Below are 18,742 nucleotides of genomic sequence, written 5' to 3'. Positions count from 1 at the left end.
CGCTCAGAACTCGGGGTCCCAATCGACGCGGATGAGACCCTGAGCGCAATCGACCTCGAGGATCACCTGGTCCCAGACAAAGGGGATCAGCCGCTCGCGTTCGCCGGCAACCACCAGGACATCGTTGGCGCCGGTCGCGAAGAGACGGGTGACGCACCCTAGATCGACCCCTGTCTCGGTGATCACGCTCAGGCCCTCGAGGTCGGTCCAATAAAATTCGTCTGGACCAGGCGGCGGCAACTGCTCGCGCCAGACGGCGATCTCCAGACCCACCAGATGCGCCGCTTGATCGCGATCGTGACAGCCATCGAGATGCGCGACAAGACCCTTGCCCTGGCGTCGGCCTTCGAGCACCCGCAGCACCTCCCCCTGCGGACCGACGAGCCAGGGGGAATAGTTGAGGATCCCCTCGCGCGGCTCGGTCTCGGAATGGATCTTGACCCAGCCTCGCACACCATAGAGACCGACGATCTGGCCCAGAACCACCCGCCGATTGGTGGCAGCGGCCACGGCGGCATGCCCCCTCAGGGTCAAGGGTTAGACAGTAGCCGCCTCGCGCCGCGCCTGCTTGAGCAATTGTCTGACACGTTCGGTCGGCTGGGCGCCTTGTTGAATCCAATGTTGAGCGCGCTCGGTGTCGAGGCGCAGCGGCACTTCGCCGCCGCGGGCATTGGGGTTATAGAAGCCTAGACGCTCGATGTAACGTCCATCCCGTTTGCAACGGATATCGGCCACAACGATGTGATAAAAGGGGTTCTTCTTGGAACCGCCGCGAGACAAACGAATCTTGACCATGTGTATCGCTTTAGGCTGGATAGAAAGACCGCGGTTAAACGCGCAAATATACATGAATCAGCCTAGAATGGAAGAGTCTAACGGCCCTGATCGCGCAAGGCACGCCAGATGCAACCCCTGATCCATCTGTCCAGACTGGCCTACCGCTGTGCATGACAAGGCGCATTCCCAAGGCGCCCTGACTTCCGTATCCTCAAGGGTCATGCACAGTCCTCGATCCTAACGGCCTCAAGCAGTGGCGGTCTCACCTTCGATCAATGCCTGGCTCAAGGCGCAGCGCCCGCTGGCGAGTCGGGCGCTTACCTTGAGTATCTGGCTCAATACCTGCAACGGTCTCTTGGCGATCGCCCAGGCTTGGGCGATCGCGAACATCCTCGATGCCACCATCTTCGGGCACCAGGGCTTGATGGCGCTCCAGCCCTGGCTGTGGGGACTCCTCTTGCTCTTTTTCGGGCGGGCGCTTTTGATCTGGCTGGCCGAGCGCGCGGCCTTCACCGCCGCTGCCGCGGTGCGCTTAAGCCTCCGCGATCAGGTCTATCGGCATCTGCACAGGCTCGGGCCCACCATGCTCGCCGACGAGCGCAGCGGCTCGCTCGCCGAGGTCTTGACCCGCGGGATCGATGACCTGGAGGGGTATTACGCCCGCTTCATCCCCGCCATGGGCCTGGTCATGACCCTGCCGCTCGCGATCCTAACCGCGGTCCTGCCGCTCGATTGGCTGTCGGGTCTGGTGTTGCTCTTTACCGCCCCTTTGATCCCAGTCTTCATGATCCTGATCGGCACGGGCGCCGAGGCGCGCAATCAGCGCCAATGGCGCCAGCTTGCACGCATGGGGGCGCATTTTCTCGACGTCATCCAGGGGCTCACAACCCTCAAGCTCTTCGGCGCCAGCAAACGCGAGGTTGGCCTCATCGCCCAGATATCGGACGACTATCGCCGCGCTACCATGCAGGTCTTGCGCATCGCTTTTTTAAGTTCTGCGGTGCTCGAGCTCTTTGCCAGTATCGGGATCGCCTTAGTGGCAGTCTTCATCGGCTTTCGGCTCTATGGCCTGGCCCTACCGCTCCCTGAGTGGATACGACTGCCTGAGCTGAGTTATCTGCAGGGGCTGTTTATCCTGATGCTCGCCCCCGAGTTCTATGCCCCATTGCGCAACCTGGGGACCCAGTATCACGCCCGCCTCGGGGCGATCGCCGCCGCTGAACACCTGATCCAGATCCTGGAAAGACAACCGCCGGAGCATCTGGGCAAGGCGAAGCTTCAGGCACCCTGCCCTTTCGGGGTGCGGTTTGCCGGGGTGCATTTTAGCTATGCACCCGGGCGCGAGGCGCTTTGCAAGGTCAGTTTTGATATCCCTGCAAGCCAGCGGGTCGCCATCGTCGGACCCAGCGGCGCAGGCAAGAGCACAGTGGTCAATCTTTTACTCGGCTTTTTGGCCCCGAGTCGGGGTGAGATCTGGATCGGGGACCAAAGGCTCTCTGAGCTGGATCTTGAGGATTGGCGCCGGCATCTGGCCTGGGTCCCGCAGCAGCCGCACCTCTTTCAGGGGACCATCGCCGACAACATCCGGCTCGGTCGGCCCGATGCCGACCTGAAAGAATTACGCGCCGCGGCCCAACAGGCGCGCATCGCCGAGTTTATCGAGTCCCTGCCCCAAGGCTATGACACACCGATCGGCGAGCGCGGGGCAGGTCTCTCGGGCGGTCAGATCCAACGCATCGCCCTGGCGCGGGCGTTTCTGCGCGATGCCCCCTTGGTGATCCTGGACGAACCCACCGCAAGCCTCGACCCCGACAGCGAGCGGCTGGTGCAAGAGGGGATCGATGCACTTGCGCAGGGACGCACCCTGCTCGTCATCGCCCATCGGTTGCAGACAGTGCGCCGCGCCGACCGTATCCTAGTGCTCGATCAGGGGCGGGTCGTCGAGGAGGGCACTCATACATCGCTTCTCGCGGCGCATGGGCAGTATGCGCGGCTCGTCGCCGCCCATGCTGGAGGCCAAGTATGAACGCGCTTCGCCGCCTGTGGTCCTTGTTTGTCCCCTATCGCGGCTGGATGCTGCTCGGCATTTCGGTGGCCCTGATCACACTCCTGGCCAATATTGCCCTGATGAGTACGTCGGCCTGGTTTTTGACGGCAATGGCGGCGGCTGGAGCAACGGGCACGGCGATGAACTATTTCACTCCTGCGGCCCTGATCCGGGCGAGCGCCATCATCCGCACTGCCGGGCGCTACGGCGAGCGCCTGATCAATCACGAGGCGACCTTCCGCCTGATCGCCAGGCTTCGCGTCTGGTTCTATGAGCACCTCGAACCCCTGGCCCCAGCTCGCCTCCAACGCTATCACAGCGGGGATCTCTTAAGCCGTATCCGCGCCGACATCGATGCCCTGGATGGGCTCTATGTGCGAGTCCTGGTGCCGGTCGCAGTGGCCAACATGGCGACGCTGTTCTTCAGCTTCTTTTTGGCGAGCTTTCATCCGCTGTTGGCCCTCTCCGCCCTGGTCTTTTGGGGAGTCGCGGGTGTAGGGCTCCCCATTTGGGCCGAGCGACGCGGGCGCATCCCCGGCAAGCGGCTGGCCGAGGACGAAGGAGCCCTGCGCGCTGCGGTCGTTGATGGCCTCCAGGGGCTCGCTGAGCTCAGCGTCTATGGCGCCGCCGAGCGTCAGGCAAAGCGGATCGATGGTTTAAGCAGACAGATGATCACCGACCAAGGGCGTCTCGCCAGCGATCAGGCCCTGACCCAGGCAGGGGTTGGGCTGTGCGCAGGCTTGAGCCTATGGGTCATGCTCTGGATCGCGGTCCCCCTGGTCGAGGGTGGGCAGATCGAGCCACCTGTCCTGGCCCTGCTTGCGCTCTTTATCATCGCCAGCTTCGAGGCAGTGGCCCCCTTGCCTGCAGCCTTTCAGATACTTGGGCGGACGCTGGCCGCTGCCAGGCGGCTATTTGCCATCGTCGATGCCAAACCCGAGGTGATCGACCCACCCACCCCCTCCCCCCGGCCTAAGCGCTTCGATATCCGCTGTCAGGGCCTGAGCTTCACCTATCCAGGTGCGACCGAGCCTGCGCTCGTCGGACTCGATCTCGAGGTACCCGAGGGCGGGCGCCTGGCGATCCTAGGACCCACAGGCTCGGGCAAGAGCACGCTTTTTCATCTGATCTTGCGATTCTGGGAGCCAGATGCCGGGACCATCGCGATCGGGGGGGATGACATCCGCCTGTTCCAGGGCGATGATCTGCGCCGTTCGATCGCCGTGGTCAGCCAGCATACCCACCTCTTTGCCGCCAACATCCGCGACAATCTGCTCATCGCCAACCCCAATGCAACCCAAGATCAGATCGAATCCGCCTGCCGCGTTGCCCAGATCCATGATTTTATCGCAGCGCTTCCCGAGGGCTATGACACCTGGGTGGGAGAGACTGGGGTCAAGCTCTCCGGGGGACAGGCGCGGCGCGTCGCCATCGCCCGCGCCCTGCTCAAGGACGCACCCATCCTGCTGCTGGATGAGCCGACTGAAGGTCTAGATGCCGCTACTGAGCGCAACCTGATGCAGGCACTAGATCGGTTGATGGCGGGACGCACTGTGCTCCTCATCGCCCATCGCCCGGCGGGTCTCGATTGGGCGGATAAGATCCTGGTGCTCGATCGCGGCAGGGTCAGCGCCTACGGGGATCGCTCGGTCATCCCCGCCGCCATGCAGACGGTCTTGTCGTCTGATCTGGTTTGAAGAGACCTGTCTGTCTCGGAGCCGCGGGGCGATCGGCCTGCGCGTTGGCCATCTGCCGACGCGCCCCTAGCGGACGTAAAGACTCGATGAGACCGATGATCAGACAGGCAATGCTCGCCCCCAGACCCAAGGCCGAATAGACCGCAACGTGAAACAGAGATCCCCGGATCTCAGGCCAGTTGTTCAGCCGTACCCGCACCATCTCGGGCGTCACGAAATAGGCCAATCCCTCCGGTCCCAGGGCGGTGAGCGAGTTGCGCGCCAGATGATCGGCGAGCGGCTCGCCATCGAACAAGATCTGGAAATGGCCCGCCGTCTGCTCTAAAGGAAGCGCCAGCTCCTTCGGCGACCAGATGTTTGGATCGCCCCCGATCGCCCGCCCATAGTCCATCCCAAACAAGGCGCCGCTGATCGAGACACCGGTCAGACCGATCAGCAGCAATGGATTCAATCTACGTTTCATGACGCTCCCGCACACCCGCTGACTCAGCGCGCCTGCAGCCGAAAGGCTCAGGGCAGGCGCGTCCCGGAGATCCCAGCAGGCGTTATTGTGCCGGGTTAAGGCCCATGGAGGCTAGGGCAACGTCTGTACGAACCGGCAGTGGTTGCCACACAGTTCCAAGATCCACCATTGTTCCCAGGGATTGCCCTCGATGAAACGCATGTGGGATTGCCAGATCAGGCAGATAATCGCGCCTGCGCAGTATGATGCAATCGTCCGGGATGCGACAGATAGCGGCAAGCGCTTCCTGTGGACAGGTCAGCGAAGCGGTCCGCTAAGCTCCGTCGATCCTTAAACCGCGCCCCGGGGCGAGATTGGCCGTTAGAATGGGCGTTCTGTCTTTGTTAACCCTTGCAGCAAGCATCAATGACCCAGTATCACATCTATGGCATCGGCAATGCCCTGGTCGATCTGGAATACCAGGTGAGGCACGAGGACCTGGGTGTCCTCGGGATCGACAAGGGGGTAATGACCCTGGTCGATGAACACCAACAGCTTAGGATCATGGACCATCTCAAAGACCGTCACCACGGGCGCGCCTCTGGCGGCTCGGCGGCCAATTCGATCATTGCCTGCGCCCAGTTCGGTGGACGGTGTTTCTATTCCTGCAAGGTGGCCGACGACGATCTCGGTCATTTCTATATGCACGACCTGATCGCAGCGGGGGTGGACACCAACCATCACACCGAAAAGGACCAGGGGCACACGGGGCGCTGTCTGGTCTTGGTGACCCCGGACACCGACCGCACCATGTGCACCTTCCTGGGGGTCAGCGGCAATCTCTCGATCCAAGAGCTGGTCGAGGAGGCATTGCGTGAGTCGGAATGGTTCTATACCGAGGGCTATCTGGTGACCTCGGACTCGGCGCGTGAGACGGTCATCGCGGCCAAGCGGATCGCAGAGGGCTCGGGGGTCAAGACGGCCTTGTCGCTCTCTGACCCCAATATGGTCAAGTATTTCAAAAAGGGCCTCTTAGAAATGATCGGCGGGGGGGTGGACCTTCTGTTTGCCAATGCCTTCGAGGCCATGGGGATGGCCGGCTCAGAGGATCTCCACCAGGCGGTCGGATATTTCAAGACGCTCGCGCGCAGTTTTGTCATCACCCTGGGATCGGATGGCGCACTGGTGTGGGACGGCGCCCAGTTGATCGAGATCCCGCCGGTCCGCATCAAGGCGGTGGACACGGTCGGCGCGGGTGATATGTTCGCCGGGGCCTTTCTCTATGGCCTGACCCACGGCTTCGATCATCGGCGTGCCGGCGAGCTTGCGGCAGCGGCCGCGGCCAAGCTGGTCACCCAGTTCGGCCCGCGTCTTCCTGCCGAAGAGACCCGCGCCGTCCTCAAGGCAATGGGTTGAAACGCCCGCAAGATTCCCGCTACCGTTCAAGGGCTAGGCCGGGGTCTAGATCCCAGGCGAAAGGGCGACAAGCTGTCGCCATCCACTGCTCGACCGGAGTTTTATTGATCCGAAACCAATGAACTTATATTACGCGGCATCATGGAGCTTGGGATGCTGGAAGTAGCGCATGATGCGTTGGGAGAATTGAGAAGGCGGCGCAGGTGGCTGACGGTCGCCTTCTTCAGATCGCCCTTGGCGCGCCGGGCAATGTCCGGGTAGGTCTCCTCAAGCCACGTCTTGCCCGCCGGCGGGCTTTGCTCATAGGCGCGCCGAATCGGTTTCTGGGGCGTCAATCCCCAGCGCACCAAGTACTTGCCCTCCCCCTGCGGCCTGAGCTCGATGCCAAAACAGCCGAGGATCAACTGCCGCACCGCCTGCCGGCTCCACAGCGCAAACGGCAGCTTCAGCTCATCCGGTGTCCCGTCGCACATGAGCTTGCGTATCTGGGCGTCCTGCTCCGCCAACAGCGCCCGCTTCTCACCCACCTTGCGCCCACCCCCCTTGTCCTTGGGCCCCTTCGCGCGCCGCAAACGACAGCAATCTCATGTCTCGTCTTTCCATGCCCACGACATCAGGACAGCTCACTCAATTTCAAAAACATGTGTTTCTTATCAATAACCCTGTCCCACCGTCAGAGCAGTCAAGACCAAAGACCAGTGACATTTAGTCAAAATGGGAACAGGTCCACAGTTTGGCGGCTTAGCTGGCGGTTAATCTTACGAATAAGAGAGCGGCAAGCCGCCCAGCGCCTGGGCAGGAAGAGACCATGTATAGCAGCGACTCCTCTTCGATCCCTGTATCCCTGGGACAATTTGAGCGGGCGCCGCCGCGCCTGGATGCAGACCCGCAGGCCCTTGAGGACTGGGTGGGGGACCTCAAGGTGCGCGGTGTGTTGCAGGCAGGGCCGGCTTTGTTGCAGGTCCTGGAGATGCTGCGGAGGTCTGAACTACCGCTGGGGCGACGGCTGGGCATCCTGTCGCTCCTCAAGACTCCGGTGCTCAAGGTCTGCGCCGGACTGCCCAAGCCGCGCGCCGGTCGGGGCGAATCCGGATTGACCCTCGAACAGCGCCTAGGAAGGCTGATGTTCGTCAATCTCGACCATGCCTTGCACCTGTTCGATAAACACCACCCCTTCCCCGGTGAGCGCGAATCCCAGCAGCGGCTGTGGCTCATCCGCAACCTGTTTCGCTTTGCGGGTCGTCAGATCCGCTATGTCATCCAGTATAGAGCGGCCCTCCCGCCCGGGAGCTGGCGCGACCTGCATGAGCTCTATCTCTATCTCCTAAACCGCCGTCCGCTTGCCCTCTGGGACCTCGCCGCCGAACAGCCAGTCGGCGATGGGTTCGACTATGAGGCTGAATACCGCCAACTCTTGTTGCTGGGGTTGGCAACGCGCCTGAAGGCCGACATCATCGAAGATCAGGGCTTTATGGACCGGCTTGCGACCTGGGCGGATCAGACCCGTCTGGATGACCCCCATACCCGGCTCGGTTGGCTGGGTTCATACATCGTCGAGTCTTCAGCAGACGAAGCGCCGCGCTGGTTCAGCGGCAGCCTGGATCTCCCATTTCGTGGCTGGGTCCTGCGCCTGCCTCAGGAATATCTCGAGGTCTTAAAGACCGCTTGAGCGCCAAGAGCGAGAGATACTCAAAGACCAGGTTGGCGGCGAGGATGGCGGTGATCTCGCCGCAATCATAGGGCGGACAGACCTCGACCAGGTCAAAGCCGATGAGGTTAAGCCCCTTGAGTCCGCGCACCAATTGCAACAACTGATGGCTCGTAAGCCCCCCGACCTCGGGTGTGCCTGTCCCCGGCGCATAGGCGGGGTCGGCGATATCAATATCCAGGCTGAGATACACAGGCCCTGCAAGCCGCGGCAGGATCTCTGCCAAGACATCGGGGATACCCCTCTCCATAATCGCCTGGGCGGTGACCGTATAGGCGCCCAGCGCCCGCGCCTCGGCATAATCGGCAGGCCCCATCACCGGTCCGCGGATCCCGATCTGGACATAGGCGCCCTTGCGGATCAAGCCTTCTTGCAAGGCATGGCGGAAGGGGGTGCCATGGCTATAGGGGACGGCTGCAAACTCGCTCTCCCAGGTGTCCAGATGGGCGTCGAGATGGACGAGCGCAAGCGGCCCGTATCTTCGGGCATGGGCGCGTAACAGCGGCAGGGTGATGCTATGGTCCCCGCCGAGTGCGATCAGCACAGCGCCGCTGGCGATGATCTCTGCGGCTGTGGCCTCTATCGCCTCCATGGTGTAGAGGATCGAGGTCGGCACCACCTCGACATCACCATAATCGATGAGCCTAAGATGCTCCAGAGGGCTAACCTTGAGGGCCGGATGGTGTCCCCAGAGCAAGACCGAAAGCTCCCTGATCTTGCGCGGCCCAAAACGCGCCCCGCTGCGGTAGGAGACGGCGCTATCATAGGGGATGCCGAGGATGACCGCGTCTGTATTGCTCAGGTCGCGGCTTGCCGGCTGGCGCATGAAACTCGTGATCCCCATCAGGGGTTGCAGATGGGCGCCGAAGGCGGGGTTGTCGTTCATGGCGGCATGACCCTCGTTAGAGCTCAGTAGGGTGGGCAACCCCGGGGATTGCCCACATGAAACGATCTGAATGGCCGTTACGCCTGGACACGCCCTGCCCACCCTATATGTCCGTAGATACATTCATGCCAGATCATCCCACCGATCCAGCAGACCCTGAGATTTATCCACTCCGATTCATCGCCCGACTAGAACAGTTGCTCGCCCGGATCGAGGCGAGCCTACCGCCTGCCGAACCCGCACCTGATTGGTCAGCGCTCGCCTGGCGCTGGCGGCAGGGCTGGTTGCAGCCGGTTCAGGCACCGCAGCGGATCGCGCTTTCCGATCTCTGTTGTCTCGAACGCCAGATCGCCGAGCTCGAGCGCAATACCCGCCAGTTTTTGGCCGGCGGCGGGGCTAATCATGCCCTGTTATGGGGCGCGCGTGGGACCGGCAAGTCTTCCCTGGTCAAGGCGATCCTCAACGAATATAGCGATCAGGGACTGAGGCTCATCGAGGTCGGTAAAGAGGACCTCGGGTCATTGCCAGAGATCCTCGACCTGATCCGCGACCGCCCCGAGCGCTTCGTCCTGTTTTGCGACGACCTTGCCTTTGAGCCGGGCGAGTCGGGCTATACGGCACTCAAGGCGGCGCTCGAAGGTTCGATCGCCGCCCTTCCCGAGCATCTCTTGATCTATGCCACCTCCAACCGCCGGCATCTCTTGCCCGAATCCCAGGCCGACAACCGCGCTGCCTATCTCGAAGATGGCGAATTGCATCCCGGCGAGTCGGTCGAGGCCAAGGTCTCGCTCTCCGACCGCTTCGGGCTGTGGATCGCCTTCCATCCCTTTACCCAGGCCCAATATCTCATGACCGTGCGCCACTGGGTCAAGCGGTTGGCACCACAGGCCCTGCCCCCTGCGGAAAGCGATTGGGCAGCGATCGAACGCGCCGCCCTGCAATGGGCCTTGAGACGCGGCTCGCGCAGCGGGCGCACTGCCTGGCAATTCGCCCGCGATTGGGCAGGGCGGCGGGCGCTGGAGCAGTTCGCTTTGGCTGGGCGCTAGGGGGGCACGCGATTGGCCAGCAGCGCCATGTACATCGTTGGCATCCGGGTGCTCAGCCTACCCTGCTCTCAAGTAAAGTGCGCAAACAGGCGCACTGTTCTCTTCCTGCCCCGAATGCGGAGCGCATTCGTCTCTGACAGGTGTGACTTTCCCGACTACGGCAGAGACCCTCTCTGCTGTAGCTCCGCCGTTACCGGACGGACTCGCCACGGGTAGGGCAGTTGCGGTTGCCAGCCGTTTGAGATTGAGCGCGGCATTGATGTCCCGATCATGGCGCGTGCCGCATTGAGGGCACGTCCATTCCCGATCCTTCAACGCCAACATCTCATTCTCCCAACCACAGACCGAACACAGGCGGCTGCTCGGATCCCAGCGATCAGCTAAAACCAACCAGACGCCGTAGCATTTCCCCTTGTATTCCATCTGCAAGCAGAACATGCCAAAGCCCAGGTCCGCCTCAACGCCCAGGTCAACACCAGTCGTTTCATGCGCCTGCGATAGAACGCAGCATCGACCACTTCAACCTGAACGGCGACGAACCAGCGTCCGCAGTACGCGAAACGGTCGCACCAAGAATCTTGCCATCGAAGCACAACGCCTCGGTCATGGCGACCTCACCGCTCTTGGGCAGGCAAATGGTCTTGTCCGAGACGCCAAGCCGCTTCGCCGCCTTGCCTGTGCGCATCATCGTGCTTTCTATGTGGAAAATTATCCACTATCACGCACAGTTTGTAATGCTAGGGTTGGCTCCCTAGGCCCGGGCGATGACCCAAGCATCGACCCGACGGGCGCCTGAGCGCAAAAGTGCCTTGGTCAGTTCGCTCAGGGTGCTGCCCGTGGTCATGACATCATCGACGATGGCCAGGTGCCGCCCCGCCGCCATTCCTCGGACGGCAAACGCCCGGCGGACGTTGCGCCTTCGGGCGCGTCCATCGAGCATCGTCTGCGGCGGGGTATCGATTATCCGCGCCGCAAGCTGCGGCTCGATGGGAAGCCTAAGCAGGCGCGCAGCAACCCGCCCTATCTCAAACGCCTGGTTATAGCCGCGGGCGCGCTGGCGTCGAGGATGCAGCGGCACGGGGACCAGAGCCTCGGGCAATTCCACCCCCGACTCGCTTACCCGTTCGGCCAGACATTGGCCCAACAGACGAGCCGCCTCCAGGTGTCCGTGAAACTTGGCTCCGGTGACCAAAAAGGGCACCGGCCCCGCATAGGAAAAGACGGTGAGGCACTGAGCAAAGGGCGGCGGACGGCGCTGGCAGCGCCCGCAGAGTCGCCCTGGCGGCATCTCGTCGGCGAACGGCAGACCGCAGCGGCTACAGGCAAGGCGGTGATAGGGCAGCTCGGAATGACAACCGAGGCATAGATCCTGACCCACCCCCGGCGCGCCGCAGAGTAGACAGGTGGGCGGATAGATCAGATCGAGCAATAGGCGCTCAGCGGCTAGGCGCGCGTCAGCGCCCGCTAGGCCCCCAAAGAATTGATGGTGCGTATCATGACCCTCCCTCACTGCTGTCATGACAGCTAGACAACGGCTCATGCAATGTCAAGGGCCGGATGTCAACCGCCGCGGTCTTGACCGGCATTGGTAAACTGATCGCAGGTCAATCGGTTGACAGACTCCCGCGATCCTTTGTAGGGTGCGCAGTGCGCACTCTCGATTGCGATAGAGCCGGCAAGATGCCGGCACCCCTGGTGCGTAATGAGCACCCTACCGCCGATCGATTGCAACCCGGGTTATATGTCCGTCACCCATGCGAGCCGAGGAGCCACATGTCAAGACCCCTGCCCTGCCCCCAAGACCCGCCGCGTCACGACTGGACCTTGCAAGAGGTCGAGTCCATCCTCGAGCTTCCGTTCAATGACCTCTTGTTTGCCGCCCAGTCGCTCCATCGCGCCCATTTCGACCCCAATCGCATCCAGGTTAGTACCCTGTTGAGCATCAAGACAGGTGCCTGTCCCGAGGACTGTGCCTATTGTGGTCAAAGCGCCCATCACTCGACGGCGGTCGCCCCCGAGCGCCTGTTGTCGCTCGATGAGGTCCTGGAGCGTGCGCGCGCAGCCAAGGCGCAGGGTGCAACCCGCTTCTGCATGGGCGCGGCTTGGCGCAACCCGACGGACAAACAGCTCGATCCGGTGATCGCCATGATCGCGGGGGTCAAGGCTTTGGGGCTTGAGACCTGTATGACCCTCGGCATGCTAACCGCAGAACAGGCCAGGCGTCTGAAGGCGGCCGGGCTCGATTATTACAACCACAATCTCGATACCTCGCCCGAGTTTTACGGCCAGGTGATCAGCACCCGCACCTATCAAGAGCGGCTTGCAACCCTAGAGCACATCCGCGCCGCGGGCCTGAAGACCTGTAGCGGCGGGATCCTGGGGATGGGCGAATCCAGGCGCGATCGCGCCGCCTTGCTTCAGCAACTGGCGACCCTGCCGGCACACCCCGAGTCGGTCCCGATCAATCTCCTGGTCCAGATCGAGGGCACGCCCCTGTTTGGTACCGAGCCCTTGGATCCATTCGAGTTCGTGCGTGTAGTGGCGGCGGCGCGCATCCTCATGCCGTGCTCGCATATCCGGCTTGCCGCCGGCAGACATCTGATGAGCGATGAGCTTCAGGCATTGTGTTTTCTCGCCGGGGCCAATGCGATCTTTTATGGCGAGCGTCTCTTGACCGCCCCCAATGCCCCCGGCGATCGCGACCGCAGGCTGTTTGAACGCCTGGGACTTATGACCGAGCCCTTCGTCCCCGAGCGCAGCGAGCCTATGGCCTGTCAGCGGGAGCAGCGGGCCGAGCATTGCGTCTCATAGGGTGTGCATTGCGCACCCTGCTGCCACCGGATTAGACCTTCATCCTGCCCCTATGTCGATCGATGAGAGCAAACTGCAAAGCCGTCTCCAGGCGCTGCGCGCGCAGGGGCTGTGGCGCCGCCTGCGGGTGCGAGCCGGTCCCACTCAGCCGCATGCCACCATCGACGGCAGGCCGATGCTCGGCTTTTGCAGCAACGACTATCTAGGGTTAGCCAATCATCCGGCGGTCGTCGCTGCATTTTGCGCTGGGACAGAGCGCTGGGGGGTGGGCAGCGGTGCGGCGCATCTGATCAACGGGCATACCTGCGCCCATCAGGCGCTGGAAGAGGCCCTTGCCGAGTTCACCGGTCGCCCGCGCGCCCTACTCTTTTCGACCGGCTATATGGCCAACCTCGGGGTCATCGCTGCCCTGACCCGACCAGGCGATCTGGTCTTAGAGGATCGGCTCAACCATGCCTCGCTCATCGATGCCGCTCTCCTCGCCCGCGCCAGGCTTCGCCGTTATCGGCACGCCGACTCCGAATCGCTGCAAACCTTGGTTGCAAAAGAACAGGCGCGTCTCATCGTCACCGATGGGGTCTTTAGCATGGACGGCGACCTTGCGCCCTTGCCCGAGCTTGCGCAGATCGCGCGCAGCTCGGGGGCCTGGCTGATGGTCGATGATGCACACGGGCTTGGTGTCATCGGGCTAGAGGGTGGCGGCAGCCTAGCGCATTTCGATCTGGGGATGGAGGAGGTGCCCATCCTTATGGGGACGCTGGGCAAGGCATTGGGGACCTTCGGTGCCTTCGTCGCCGGTTCAGAGATCCTCATCGAGACCCTGATCCATCAGGCGCGAAGCTATGTCTATACCACCGCGCCCCCCCCAGCCCTGGCTGAGGCGACCCTGGTAAGCCTTCAGCTTGCCCGCCAGGAGACCTGGCGGCGCGAGCGTCTCGCCGACTGGATCGGGTGCTTCCGCGAGGGGGCGCGGCGCTTGGGCCTGCACCTGATGGACTCCGCCACCCCCATCCAGCCGATTCTCTTGGGCGAAAGCGAACTGGCCTCGGCCTGGAGCGAGGCGCTTGCAGCGCGGGGTATCTTGGTTCCGGCTATCCGTCCGCCGACCGTCCCCCAGGGCACCGCCAGGCTGCGGGTGACCTTTTCGGCATCTCATACCGCCGAGGACATCGGCCGCTTGCTTGCGGCGCTCGCCCGTCTCTTAGATGAGATGGGGGGATCCTGCGCGCCTGAGGTGCGACCTGCGCCCCCCCTCGATGCGGATGAGGAACAGTGCGATGGCTGAGCGGCCCTGTGTCTTGCTCCACGGATGGGGCATGTGCGATCAGGTCTGGGAGGCGGTGCCCGCAGCGGTCTGGGAGGGACTCGCGCCCCAGACGCTCGCCCTCCCCGGGCATAGCGGCATCCCCTTGCCTGCAGGCCGCGCGGACCTTGAGGGCTGGACCGAGGATTGTCTTGCGCGCGCCCCCCAAGCGGCGATCTGGCTTGGCTGGTCGTTGGGGGGGCTGATCGCCCTTGCCGCGGCGCTTCAGTCGCCCGAGCGCGTGCAGGCCCTGGTCCTCGTTGCTGCCAGCCCCAGATTCATCCAGGCACCGGACTGGCTGGCGGCCATGCCCGAGCAGACGCTCGATCGATTTCATGCCGAGCTCTTGACCGAGCCGCAAGAGACCCTCAACCGCTTTCTCGCCCTTCAGGTGCGCGGCGGGTCTGAGCCGCAATCGACCCTGCGCCGGCTGAAACAGGCCATCGCTGCAGCGCCCGCCCCTAACCCCAGGGCGCTCGAGATCGGTCTTGAGATCCTGCGTCAGGTCGATCTGCGGTCAAGACTGCAAGAAATCCGCTGCCCGCTCCTTTGGGTCCTGGGTGGGCGCGATGCCCTGGTGCCGGTCAGGGTCGGCGAGCGGATCGCCGAGCTTGCGCCAAGGGCCCAGGTCCAGGTCATCCCCGATGCCGCCCATGCCCCGCATCTCTCCCATCCCCAACCCTTTGGCGCAAATCTCAACGCCCTTGTCTCTCGTCTTCGCCCATGAACCCGATCGACAAACACCGCGTCCGTTTGAGCTTCGAGCGCGCAGCCGCAGGCTATGACGCCGTCGCTGTCCTGCAGCGCGAGATCGCCGGGCGTCTCCTGCAGCGGCTCACTCATCTCAAGGATTCACCCAAGGCGATCCTAGACCTCGGCACGGGTACGGGTCATCTCATCGAACCGCTCGCCCGCCGCTATCCACGCGCCCGCCTGGTAGCAGTGGACTTTGCCTATGGGATGTTGCTCAGGGCGCGTCGACGCGGCCACTGGTGGCGAAGGCCGCTATGCCTCTGTGCCGATGCCGAGTCGCTCCCCTTGGCCGCGGGCTCGATCGATCTCGTCATCTCCAATGCCATGCTGCAATGGTGTGACCCGAATCGGGTCTTTGCCGAGTGCCGGCGGGTGCTTCGCCCGGGCGGGACCCTGCTCTTTACCACCTTTGGCCCGGATACGCTCAAGGAACTGCGCCTAGCCTGGGCTGAGGTCGACGGCTACAGCCATGTTAGCCCATTCATCGACCTCCATGACCTCGGCGATTCCTTGCTGCGCGCCCAGTTAACAGACGCAGTGATGGACGCCGATCGTCTGACCCTCACCTATGGCGATCTGAGTGATCTCATGCACGACCTCAAGGGGCTCGGGGCACACAATGCGACCCTCGACCGCCCGCGGGGTCTTTTAGGTCGCAGGTGCCTAGAGGCCCTGACCGCCGCCTATGAGCGTTACCGGCGGGATGGGCTGCTGCCTGCAAGCTTCGAGGTCCTCTATGGCTATGCCAGGGTCCCAGAGGTCCAAGCAGGGGTGCAGACCGTCGCGGTCCCGATCAGCGCCGTCGGGCGCCGTTCAAGGAGCGGGCCATGAGCCGCGGCTGGTTGATCACGGGGACGGATACGGGTTGCGGCAAGACCGAGGTCACGCTAGGGCTCATGGCCGCGCTTCAGGCCCGCGGCTACCAGGTGCTCGGGATGAAGCCGGTGGCAAGCGGCTGTGAGCCGACCGCCGAGGGGCTGCGCAACGAGGACGCCTTGCGCATCCAGGCCCAAGGGTCGCTCCCTGTCCCTTATGACCAGGTCAATCCCTATGCCTTGGCCCCGCCGATCGCCCCGTACATCGCAGCGGCGCAAGCGGGGATCGAGATCCGGAGCAGGCGGATCAAAGACGCCTACACCGAGCTGCAAGCACAAGCCGATCTGGTGTTGGTGGAAGGGGTCGGCGGCTGGAGGGTTCCCCTGGGCGCCGAGCTCTTTCTCAGCGACCTGCCGCGTCTTTTGGAGCTACCCGTGATCCTGGTCGTCGGGATTCGTCTGGGTTGTCTCAACCATGCCCTGCTGACCGCAGAATCGATCATCGGCCAGGGGAACAGGCTCGCCGCCTGGGTCGCCAACTGGATCGACCCGCAGATGCTCGCCCTGCGCGAAAACCTCGATGTCCTGAGCTCCCTGATCCCTGCCCCTTGTTTGGGGATGGTACCTTGGCTCGCAGGTCCAGGGGCGCAGGCCGTCTCCGTCCATCTCGACCTTGAGCCGCTCGCCCTGGGCGAGCAGCCTTGAGGCCCTGTAGGGTACGCAGTGCGTATCCTACCGCTGTGGGCGTTTGCCGGTATGATGGGGTGCAGCATCCTCCGCCAGGCGACTCAGACGGCGTGATATGCTTTCGCCATTATCGCCTTCCAGCTATCTCACCATGCGCCGCTTGCTCACTTGGGCCGCTGTCTGTCTGTCCCTCTATCTGGTCCATACGCATTGGGTCTGGGGGGGTACCGGTACCGATCCGCTCGCCGAGCTGCGGTCGCTGAATCACGCAAGCCTATTGCTGCGCGAACAGGGGCAGGAGCGGATCGCGCTCGACCCGGATACACCGCGCATCCCCGCCTCGACCCTCAAGCTCCTGACCGCCTATGCGGCGCTTACCACCTGGGGACGGTGGCATCGCTTTGCGACCGAACTCTGGCAGGATCGATCGGGTTGGCTCTGGGTGCGCGGCAGCGGCGACCCCTATCTGGTCTCGCAGGAGCTCGATCGGCTGGCCCAGGCGCTGCGCACGCAGGGGCTTACGCGGGCTGCAGGGATCGGGCTCGACGATGGGCTCTTTGCCCCTGAACTTACGCTTCCCGGGCGCGAGGGCTCGACCAACCCCTATGATGCACCGGTCACGGCGCTTGCGGCCAATTTCAATACCCTAGGCCTCATCCGTACAGGCCAGACGATCCGAAGCGCCGAGCCCGAGACCCCGCTCACCCCGACCGCCGAGCGCATCGGTCGGGGATTATTGGCCTCCGGCGCTTTCCCCGAGGGAACAGCCATCCGGGTCAATCTCGGCGATCGAAGGTCATCGCTCGCCCATTTCGCTGAGCTTTTCGCCGCCAAGCTGAGTGCAGCCAGCATCAAGGTCGGCGAGGGACAGCGGGTCGGGCCGGTGCCTGCGGATGCGCACCTGATCCTGCGCCATCAAAACGCCCGCACCCTGGCCGAGATTGTCGCCGCGATGCTCAAATATTCAAACAACTTCATCGCCAATGCCCTGTTTATCAGACTGGCCGTATCCGATGGGCGCAGTCCGGTCGATCTCACCAAGGCGCAACAGGCGATGGCGGGCCTTGTGCGACGGTCTTTCGGCTGGCGGGATGCAGTCATCCTCGAGGGGGCGGGTCTTGCGCGCACCAATCGCCTGAGCGCCCGCCAGCTTGTTGAGATTCTTGAGTCGTTTACCCCCTATCTCGATCTCATGCCCGAGCAGCCCGGTGAACCGCGGGTGCGGGCCAAGACCGGTACCCTCAGCGGGGTTAGCGGCTATGCCGGCTATGTCCGACGCGATGGGGTCTGGGTACCCTTTGCCCTCCTGATCGAGCAGCAGGTCGATCCAGGGCTGAGGTTTCGGGTCGCCAGCAGGTTGGCGCGCTGAAGGTTTTGCACCCTACTCCCGCCGATGATCTCCCGCATGCCAGCCGCTTTGTCCAAACGCCCTGCCCCCAGCCGTGAACGCCCCCCCTGGTGGGCACGCCTCTGGACAGGGTTTGCCTTGTCGCTGCTGACCGCCTGCGCCACACCGCCCCCAGGCGAGCCCCCAGTTGCAAACGCGATCCAGCCGCTCTTCAGCCCCCTCGCCCAGCCGAGCTTGGCACCCCTGATGCGCCAGGTCATGCCGGCGGTGGTCGATATCCAAGTCGAGTCGCGGACCCTGAGCGAGACGCACCCCTTTCTCGATGACCCGGAGTTTAAACGCTTTCTCGAGCGCATGGGCCTGCCGCTCCCTAAGATCGAGACCTTACAAAGACGCCTGAGCTATGGTGCTGGTGTGATCCTGGATAGTGCACGCGGCTATGTGGTCACCAATGATCATCTCTTGCAGGATGCCGCGCGGATCGAGGTCAGGCTCAAGGATGGGCGCCGTCTGCCGGCCCAAAAGATCGGCGCCGATACGCGCTCGGACATCGCCCTCCTCAGGATCCCGCCGGTGGATGTGCGTCCCCTGCTGCTGGGCGATTCGGATCGCCTGCAGGTCGGCGACTTTGTGATCGCCATCGGCAACCCCTTTGGACTCGGTCAGACGACGACTCTAGGGGTCGTCAGCGCCATTGGCCCCCGTAGCCTTGGGGATCAGCCGCTCGGCGAGCTCATCCAGACCGATGCCTCGATCAATCCGGGTAATTCGGGCGGGCCCTTGCTCAATCTCCGAGGCGAAGTGGTGGGGATCAATACTGCGCTCATCGGGCCAGCGGGCGGCAATGTCGGGATCGGCTTCGCTGTCCCCAGCAATCGCGTCCGTGCGGCGCTGCGCATCCTGACCGGACAATCGAGCGGTTTGCGCCCGCCCGTGGACTGATCTAGAGTTTCAACATCTTGGGTGCCGATGCCAGGCACCCTGGCCCAGATGTCGTTGCCAATCG

Annotated in this window: 20 protein-coding genes; 12 read left to right on the top strand and 8 right to left on the bottom strand. The window is 63.3% G+C overall.

The window, feature by feature from the left end:
* Positions 1-3: 3 nt before the first annotated feature.
* Complete coding sequence (gene rimM / locus GWK36_RS06325; RefSeq protein ID WP_166270425.1) at positions 4-510, bottom strand: ribosome maturation factor RimM; 507 nt, start codon at positions 508-510, stop codon at positions 4-6.
* Positions 511-537: 27 nt separating this feature from the next.
* Entirely contained in the window at positions 538-795 is a 258-nt protein-coding gene (rpsP, locus tag GWK36_RS06320; protein WP_166270424.1) for a 30S ribosomal protein S16, read from the bottom strand.
* Between the two features lie 235 nt (positions 796-1,030).
* On the opposite strand from rpsP, the gene cydD reads away from it, so the two are divergent.
* Positions 1,031-2,803: a thiol reductant ABC exporter subunit CydD gene (cydD, locus tag GWK36_RS06315; RefSeq protein ID WP_166270423.1), complete on the top strand. Its 1,773-nt coding sequence runs from the start codon at positions 1,031-1,033 to the stop codon at positions 2,801-2,803.
* Complete coding sequence (gene cydC, locus GWK36_RS06310) at positions 2,800-4,521, top strand: thiol reductant ABC exporter subunit CydC (RefSeq protein ID WP_166270422.1); 1,722 nt, start codon at positions 2,800-2,802, stop codon at positions 4,519-4,521. The genes cydD and cydC overlap by 4 nt, the downstream gene beginning before the upstream one ends.
* Here cydC and GWK36_RS06305 read toward each other — a convergent pair.
* Entirely contained in the window at positions 4,475-4,984 is a 510-nt protein-coding gene (locus GWK36_RS06305) for a hypothetical protein (RefSeq protein WP_166270421.1), read from the bottom strand. The genes cydC and GWK36_RS06305 overlap by 47 nt on opposite strands.
* Positions 4,985-5,389: 405 nt before the next feature.
* Between GWK36_RS06305 and GWK36_RS06300 the strand changes: the two genes are divergently transcribed.
* On the top strand, positions 5,390-6,379 hold the full coding sequence (locus GWK36_RS06300; protein ID WP_166270420.1) for an adenosine kinase: 990 nt from the start codon (positions 5,390-5,392) through the stop codon (positions 6,377-6,379).
* A gap of 101 nt (positions 6,380-6,480) precedes the next feature.
* Here GWK36_RS06300 and GWK36_RS06295 read toward each other — a convergent pair whose 3' ends face one another.
* A complete protein-coding gene (locus GWK36_RS06295) occupies positions 6,481-6,906 on the bottom strand; it encodes a helix-turn-helix domain-containing protein (protein ID WP_166270419.1) in 426 nt (141 codons plus the stop codon).
* 281 nt (positions 6,907-7,187) lie between these two features.
* On the opposite strand from GWK36_RS06295, the gene GWK36_RS06290 reads away from it, so the two are divergent.
* Complete coding sequence (locus tag GWK36_RS06290; RefSeq protein ID WP_166270418.1) at positions 7,188-8,048, top strand: hypothetical protein; 861 nt, start codon at positions 7,188-7,190, stop codon at positions 8,046-8,048.
* Here GWK36_RS06290 and speB read toward each other — a convergent pair.
* Complete coding sequence (gene speB, locus GWK36_RS06285; RefSeq protein WP_166270417.1) at positions 7,966-8,973, bottom strand: agmatinase; 1,008 nt, start codon at positions 8,971-8,973, stop codon at positions 7,966-7,968. The genes GWK36_RS06290 and speB overlap by 83 nt on opposite strands.
* 125 nt (positions 8,974-9,098) lie before the next feature.
* Between speB and GWK36_RS06280 the strand changes: the two genes are divergently transcribed.
* The gene (locus GWK36_RS06280; protein ID WP_166270416.1) at positions 9,099-10,019 is read left to right on the top strand and encodes an ATP-binding protein; all 921 of its coding nucleotides are present in this window, start codon (positions 9,099-9,101) and stop codon (positions 10,017-10,019) included.
* A gap of 57 nt (positions 10,020-10,076) precedes the next feature.
* Here the strand turns inward: GWK36_RS06280 and GWK36_RS14875 are convergent, their stop codons facing one another.
* The 3 genes from GWK36_RS14875 to GWK36_RS06270 form a co-directional block, all read right to left on the bottom strand.
* Entirely contained in the window at positions 10,077-10,457 is a 381-nt protein-coding gene (locus GWK36_RS14875; protein WP_210756876.1) for a zinc ribbon domain-containing protein, read from the bottom strand.
* Positions 10,458-10,503: 46 nt separating this feature from the next.
* Entirely contained in the window at positions 10,504-10,707 is a 204-nt protein-coding gene (locus tag GWK36_RS14870; RefSeq protein WP_210756875.1) for a hypothetical protein, read from the bottom strand.
* 63 nt (positions 10,708-10,770) lie between these two features.
* A complete protein-coding gene (locus tag GWK36_RS06270) occupies positions 10,771-11,559 on the bottom strand; it encodes a ComF family protein (RefSeq protein WP_246237735.1) in 789 nt (262 codons plus the stop codon).
* Between the two features lie 233 nt (positions 11,560-11,792).
* On the opposite strand from GWK36_RS06270, the gene bioB reads away from it, so the two are divergent.
* From bioB to GWK36_RS06235, 7 genes are all read left to right on the top strand, one after another.
* On the top strand, positions 11,793-12,830 hold the full coding sequence (gene bioB, locus GWK36_RS06265; RefSeq protein ID WP_166270415.1) for a biotin synthase BioB: 1,038 nt from the start codon (positions 11,793-11,795) through the stop codon (positions 12,828-12,830).
* A gap of 52 nt (positions 12,831-12,882) precedes the next feature.
* On the top strand, positions 12,883-14,115 hold the full coding sequence (gene bioF, locus GWK36_RS06260; protein WP_166270414.1) for an 8-amino-7-oxononanoate synthase: 1,233 nt from the start codon (positions 12,883-12,885) through the stop codon (positions 14,113-14,115).
* Entirely contained in the window at positions 14,108-14,860 is a 753-nt protein-coding gene (bioH, locus tag GWK36_RS06255) for a pimeloyl-ACP methyl ester esterase BioH (protein ID WP_166270413.1), read from the top strand. Before bioF ends, bioH begins: the two co-directional genes overlap by 8 nt.
* Complete coding sequence (bioC, locus tag GWK36_RS06250; protein ID WP_166270412.1) at positions 14,857-15,717, top strand: malonyl-ACP O-methyltransferase BioC; 861 nt, start codon at positions 14,857-14,859, stop codon at positions 15,715-15,717. Before bioH ends, bioC begins: the two co-directional genes overlap by 4 nt.
* On the top strand, positions 15,714-16,406 hold the full coding sequence (gene bioD, locus GWK36_RS06245; protein WP_166270411.1) for a dethiobiotin synthase: 693 nt from the start codon (positions 15,714-15,716) through the stop codon (positions 16,404-16,406). Before bioC ends, bioD begins: the two co-directional genes overlap by 4 nt.
* Positions 16,407-16,539: 133 nt before the next feature.
* Complete coding sequence (locus tag GWK36_RS06240) at positions 16,540-17,757, top strand: D-alanyl-D-alanine carboxypeptidase/D-alanyl-D-alanine-endopeptidase (protein ID WP_166270410.1); 1,218 nt, start codon at positions 16,540-16,542, stop codon at positions 17,755-17,757.
* Positions 17,758-17,793: 36 nt separating this feature from the next.
* Entirely contained in the window at positions 17,794-18,678 is an 885-nt protein-coding gene (locus GWK36_RS06235) for a trypsin-like peptidase domain-containing protein (protein WP_166270409.1), read from the top strand.
* The last annotated feature ends 64 nt before the right edge of the window (positions 18,679-18,742 follow it).

Origin of the sequence: Caldichromatium japonicum (assembly GCF_011290485.1) — a bacterium.
GTDB lineage: Bacteria > Pseudomonadota > Gammaproteobacteria > Chromatiales > Chromatiaceae > Thermochromatium > Thermochromatium japonicum.
This window is presented reverse-complemented; position numbering and strand designations above follow the sequence as displayed.

Excerpts from the sequence above, each read along its gene's own strand:
- speB (WP_166270417.1), bottom strand. The coding sequence starts at position 8,973 with ATGAACGACAACCCCGCCTTCGGCGCCCATCTGCAACCCCTGATGGGG.
- bioD (WP_166270411.1), top strand. The coding sequence starts at position 15,714 with ATGAGCCGCGGCTGGTTGATCACGGGGACGGATACGGGTTGCGGCAAG.
- GWK36_RS06270 (WP_246237735.1), bottom strand. The coding sequence starts at position 11,559 with ATGAGCCGTTGTCTAGCTGTCATGACAGCAGTGAGGGAGGGTCATGAT.
- GWK36_RS06280 (WP_166270416.1), top strand. The coding sequence starts at position 9,099 with ATGCCAGATCATCCCACCGATCCAGCAGACCCTGAGATTTATCCACTC.
- bioB (WP_166270415.1), top strand. The coding sequence starts at position 11,793 with ATGTCAAGACCCCTGCCCTGCCCCCAAGACCCGCCGCGTCACGACTGG.
- bioC (WP_166270412.1), top strand. The coding sequence starts at position 14,857 with ATGAACCCGATCGACAAACACCGCGTCCGTTTGAGCTTCGAGCGCGCA.
- GWK36_RS06235 (WP_166270409.1), top strand. The coding sequence starts at position 17,794 with ATGCCAGCCGCTTTGTCCAAACGCCCTGCCCCCAGCCGTGAACGCCCC.
- GWK36_RS06290 (WP_166270418.1), top strand. The coding sequence starts at position 7,188 with ATGTATAGCAGCGACTCCTCTTCGATCCCTGTATCCCTGGGACAATTT.
- GWK36_RS06240 (WP_166270410.1), top strand. The coding sequence starts at position 16,540 with ATGCGCCGCTTGCTCACTTGGGCCGCTGTCTGTCTGTCCCTCTATCTG.
- bioF (WP_166270414.1), top strand. The coding sequence starts at position 12,883 with ATGTCGATCGATGAGAGCAAACTGCAAAGCCGTCTCCAGGCGCTGCGC.
- GWK36_RS14875 (WP_210756876.1), bottom strand. The coding sequence starts at position 10,457 with ATGTTCTGCTTGCAGATGGAATACAAGGGGAAATGCTACGGCGTCTGG.
- rpsP (WP_166270424.1), bottom strand. The coding sequence starts at position 795 with ATGGTCAAGATTCGTTTGTCTCGCGGCGGTTCCAAGAAGAACCCCTTT.
- GWK36_RS06300 (WP_166270420.1), top strand. The coding sequence starts at position 5,390 with ATGACCCAGTATCACATCTATGGCATCGGCAATGCCCTGGTCGATCTG.
- GWK36_RS06305 (WP_166270421.1), bottom strand. The coding sequence starts at position 4,984 with ATGAAACGTAGATTGAATCCATTGCTGCTGATCGGTCTGACCGGTGTC.
- GWK36_RS14870 (WP_210756875.1), bottom strand. The coding sequence starts at position 10,707 with ATGATGCGCACAGGCAAGGCGGCGAAGCGGCTTGGCGTCTCGGACAAG.
- bioH (WP_166270413.1), top strand. The coding sequence starts at position 14,108 with ATGGCTGAGCGGCCCTGTGTCTTGCTCCACGGATGGGGCATGTGCGAT.
- cydC (WP_166270422.1), top strand. The coding sequence starts at position 2,800 with ATGAACGCGCTTCGCCGCCTGTGGTCCTTGTTTGTCCCCTATCGCGGC.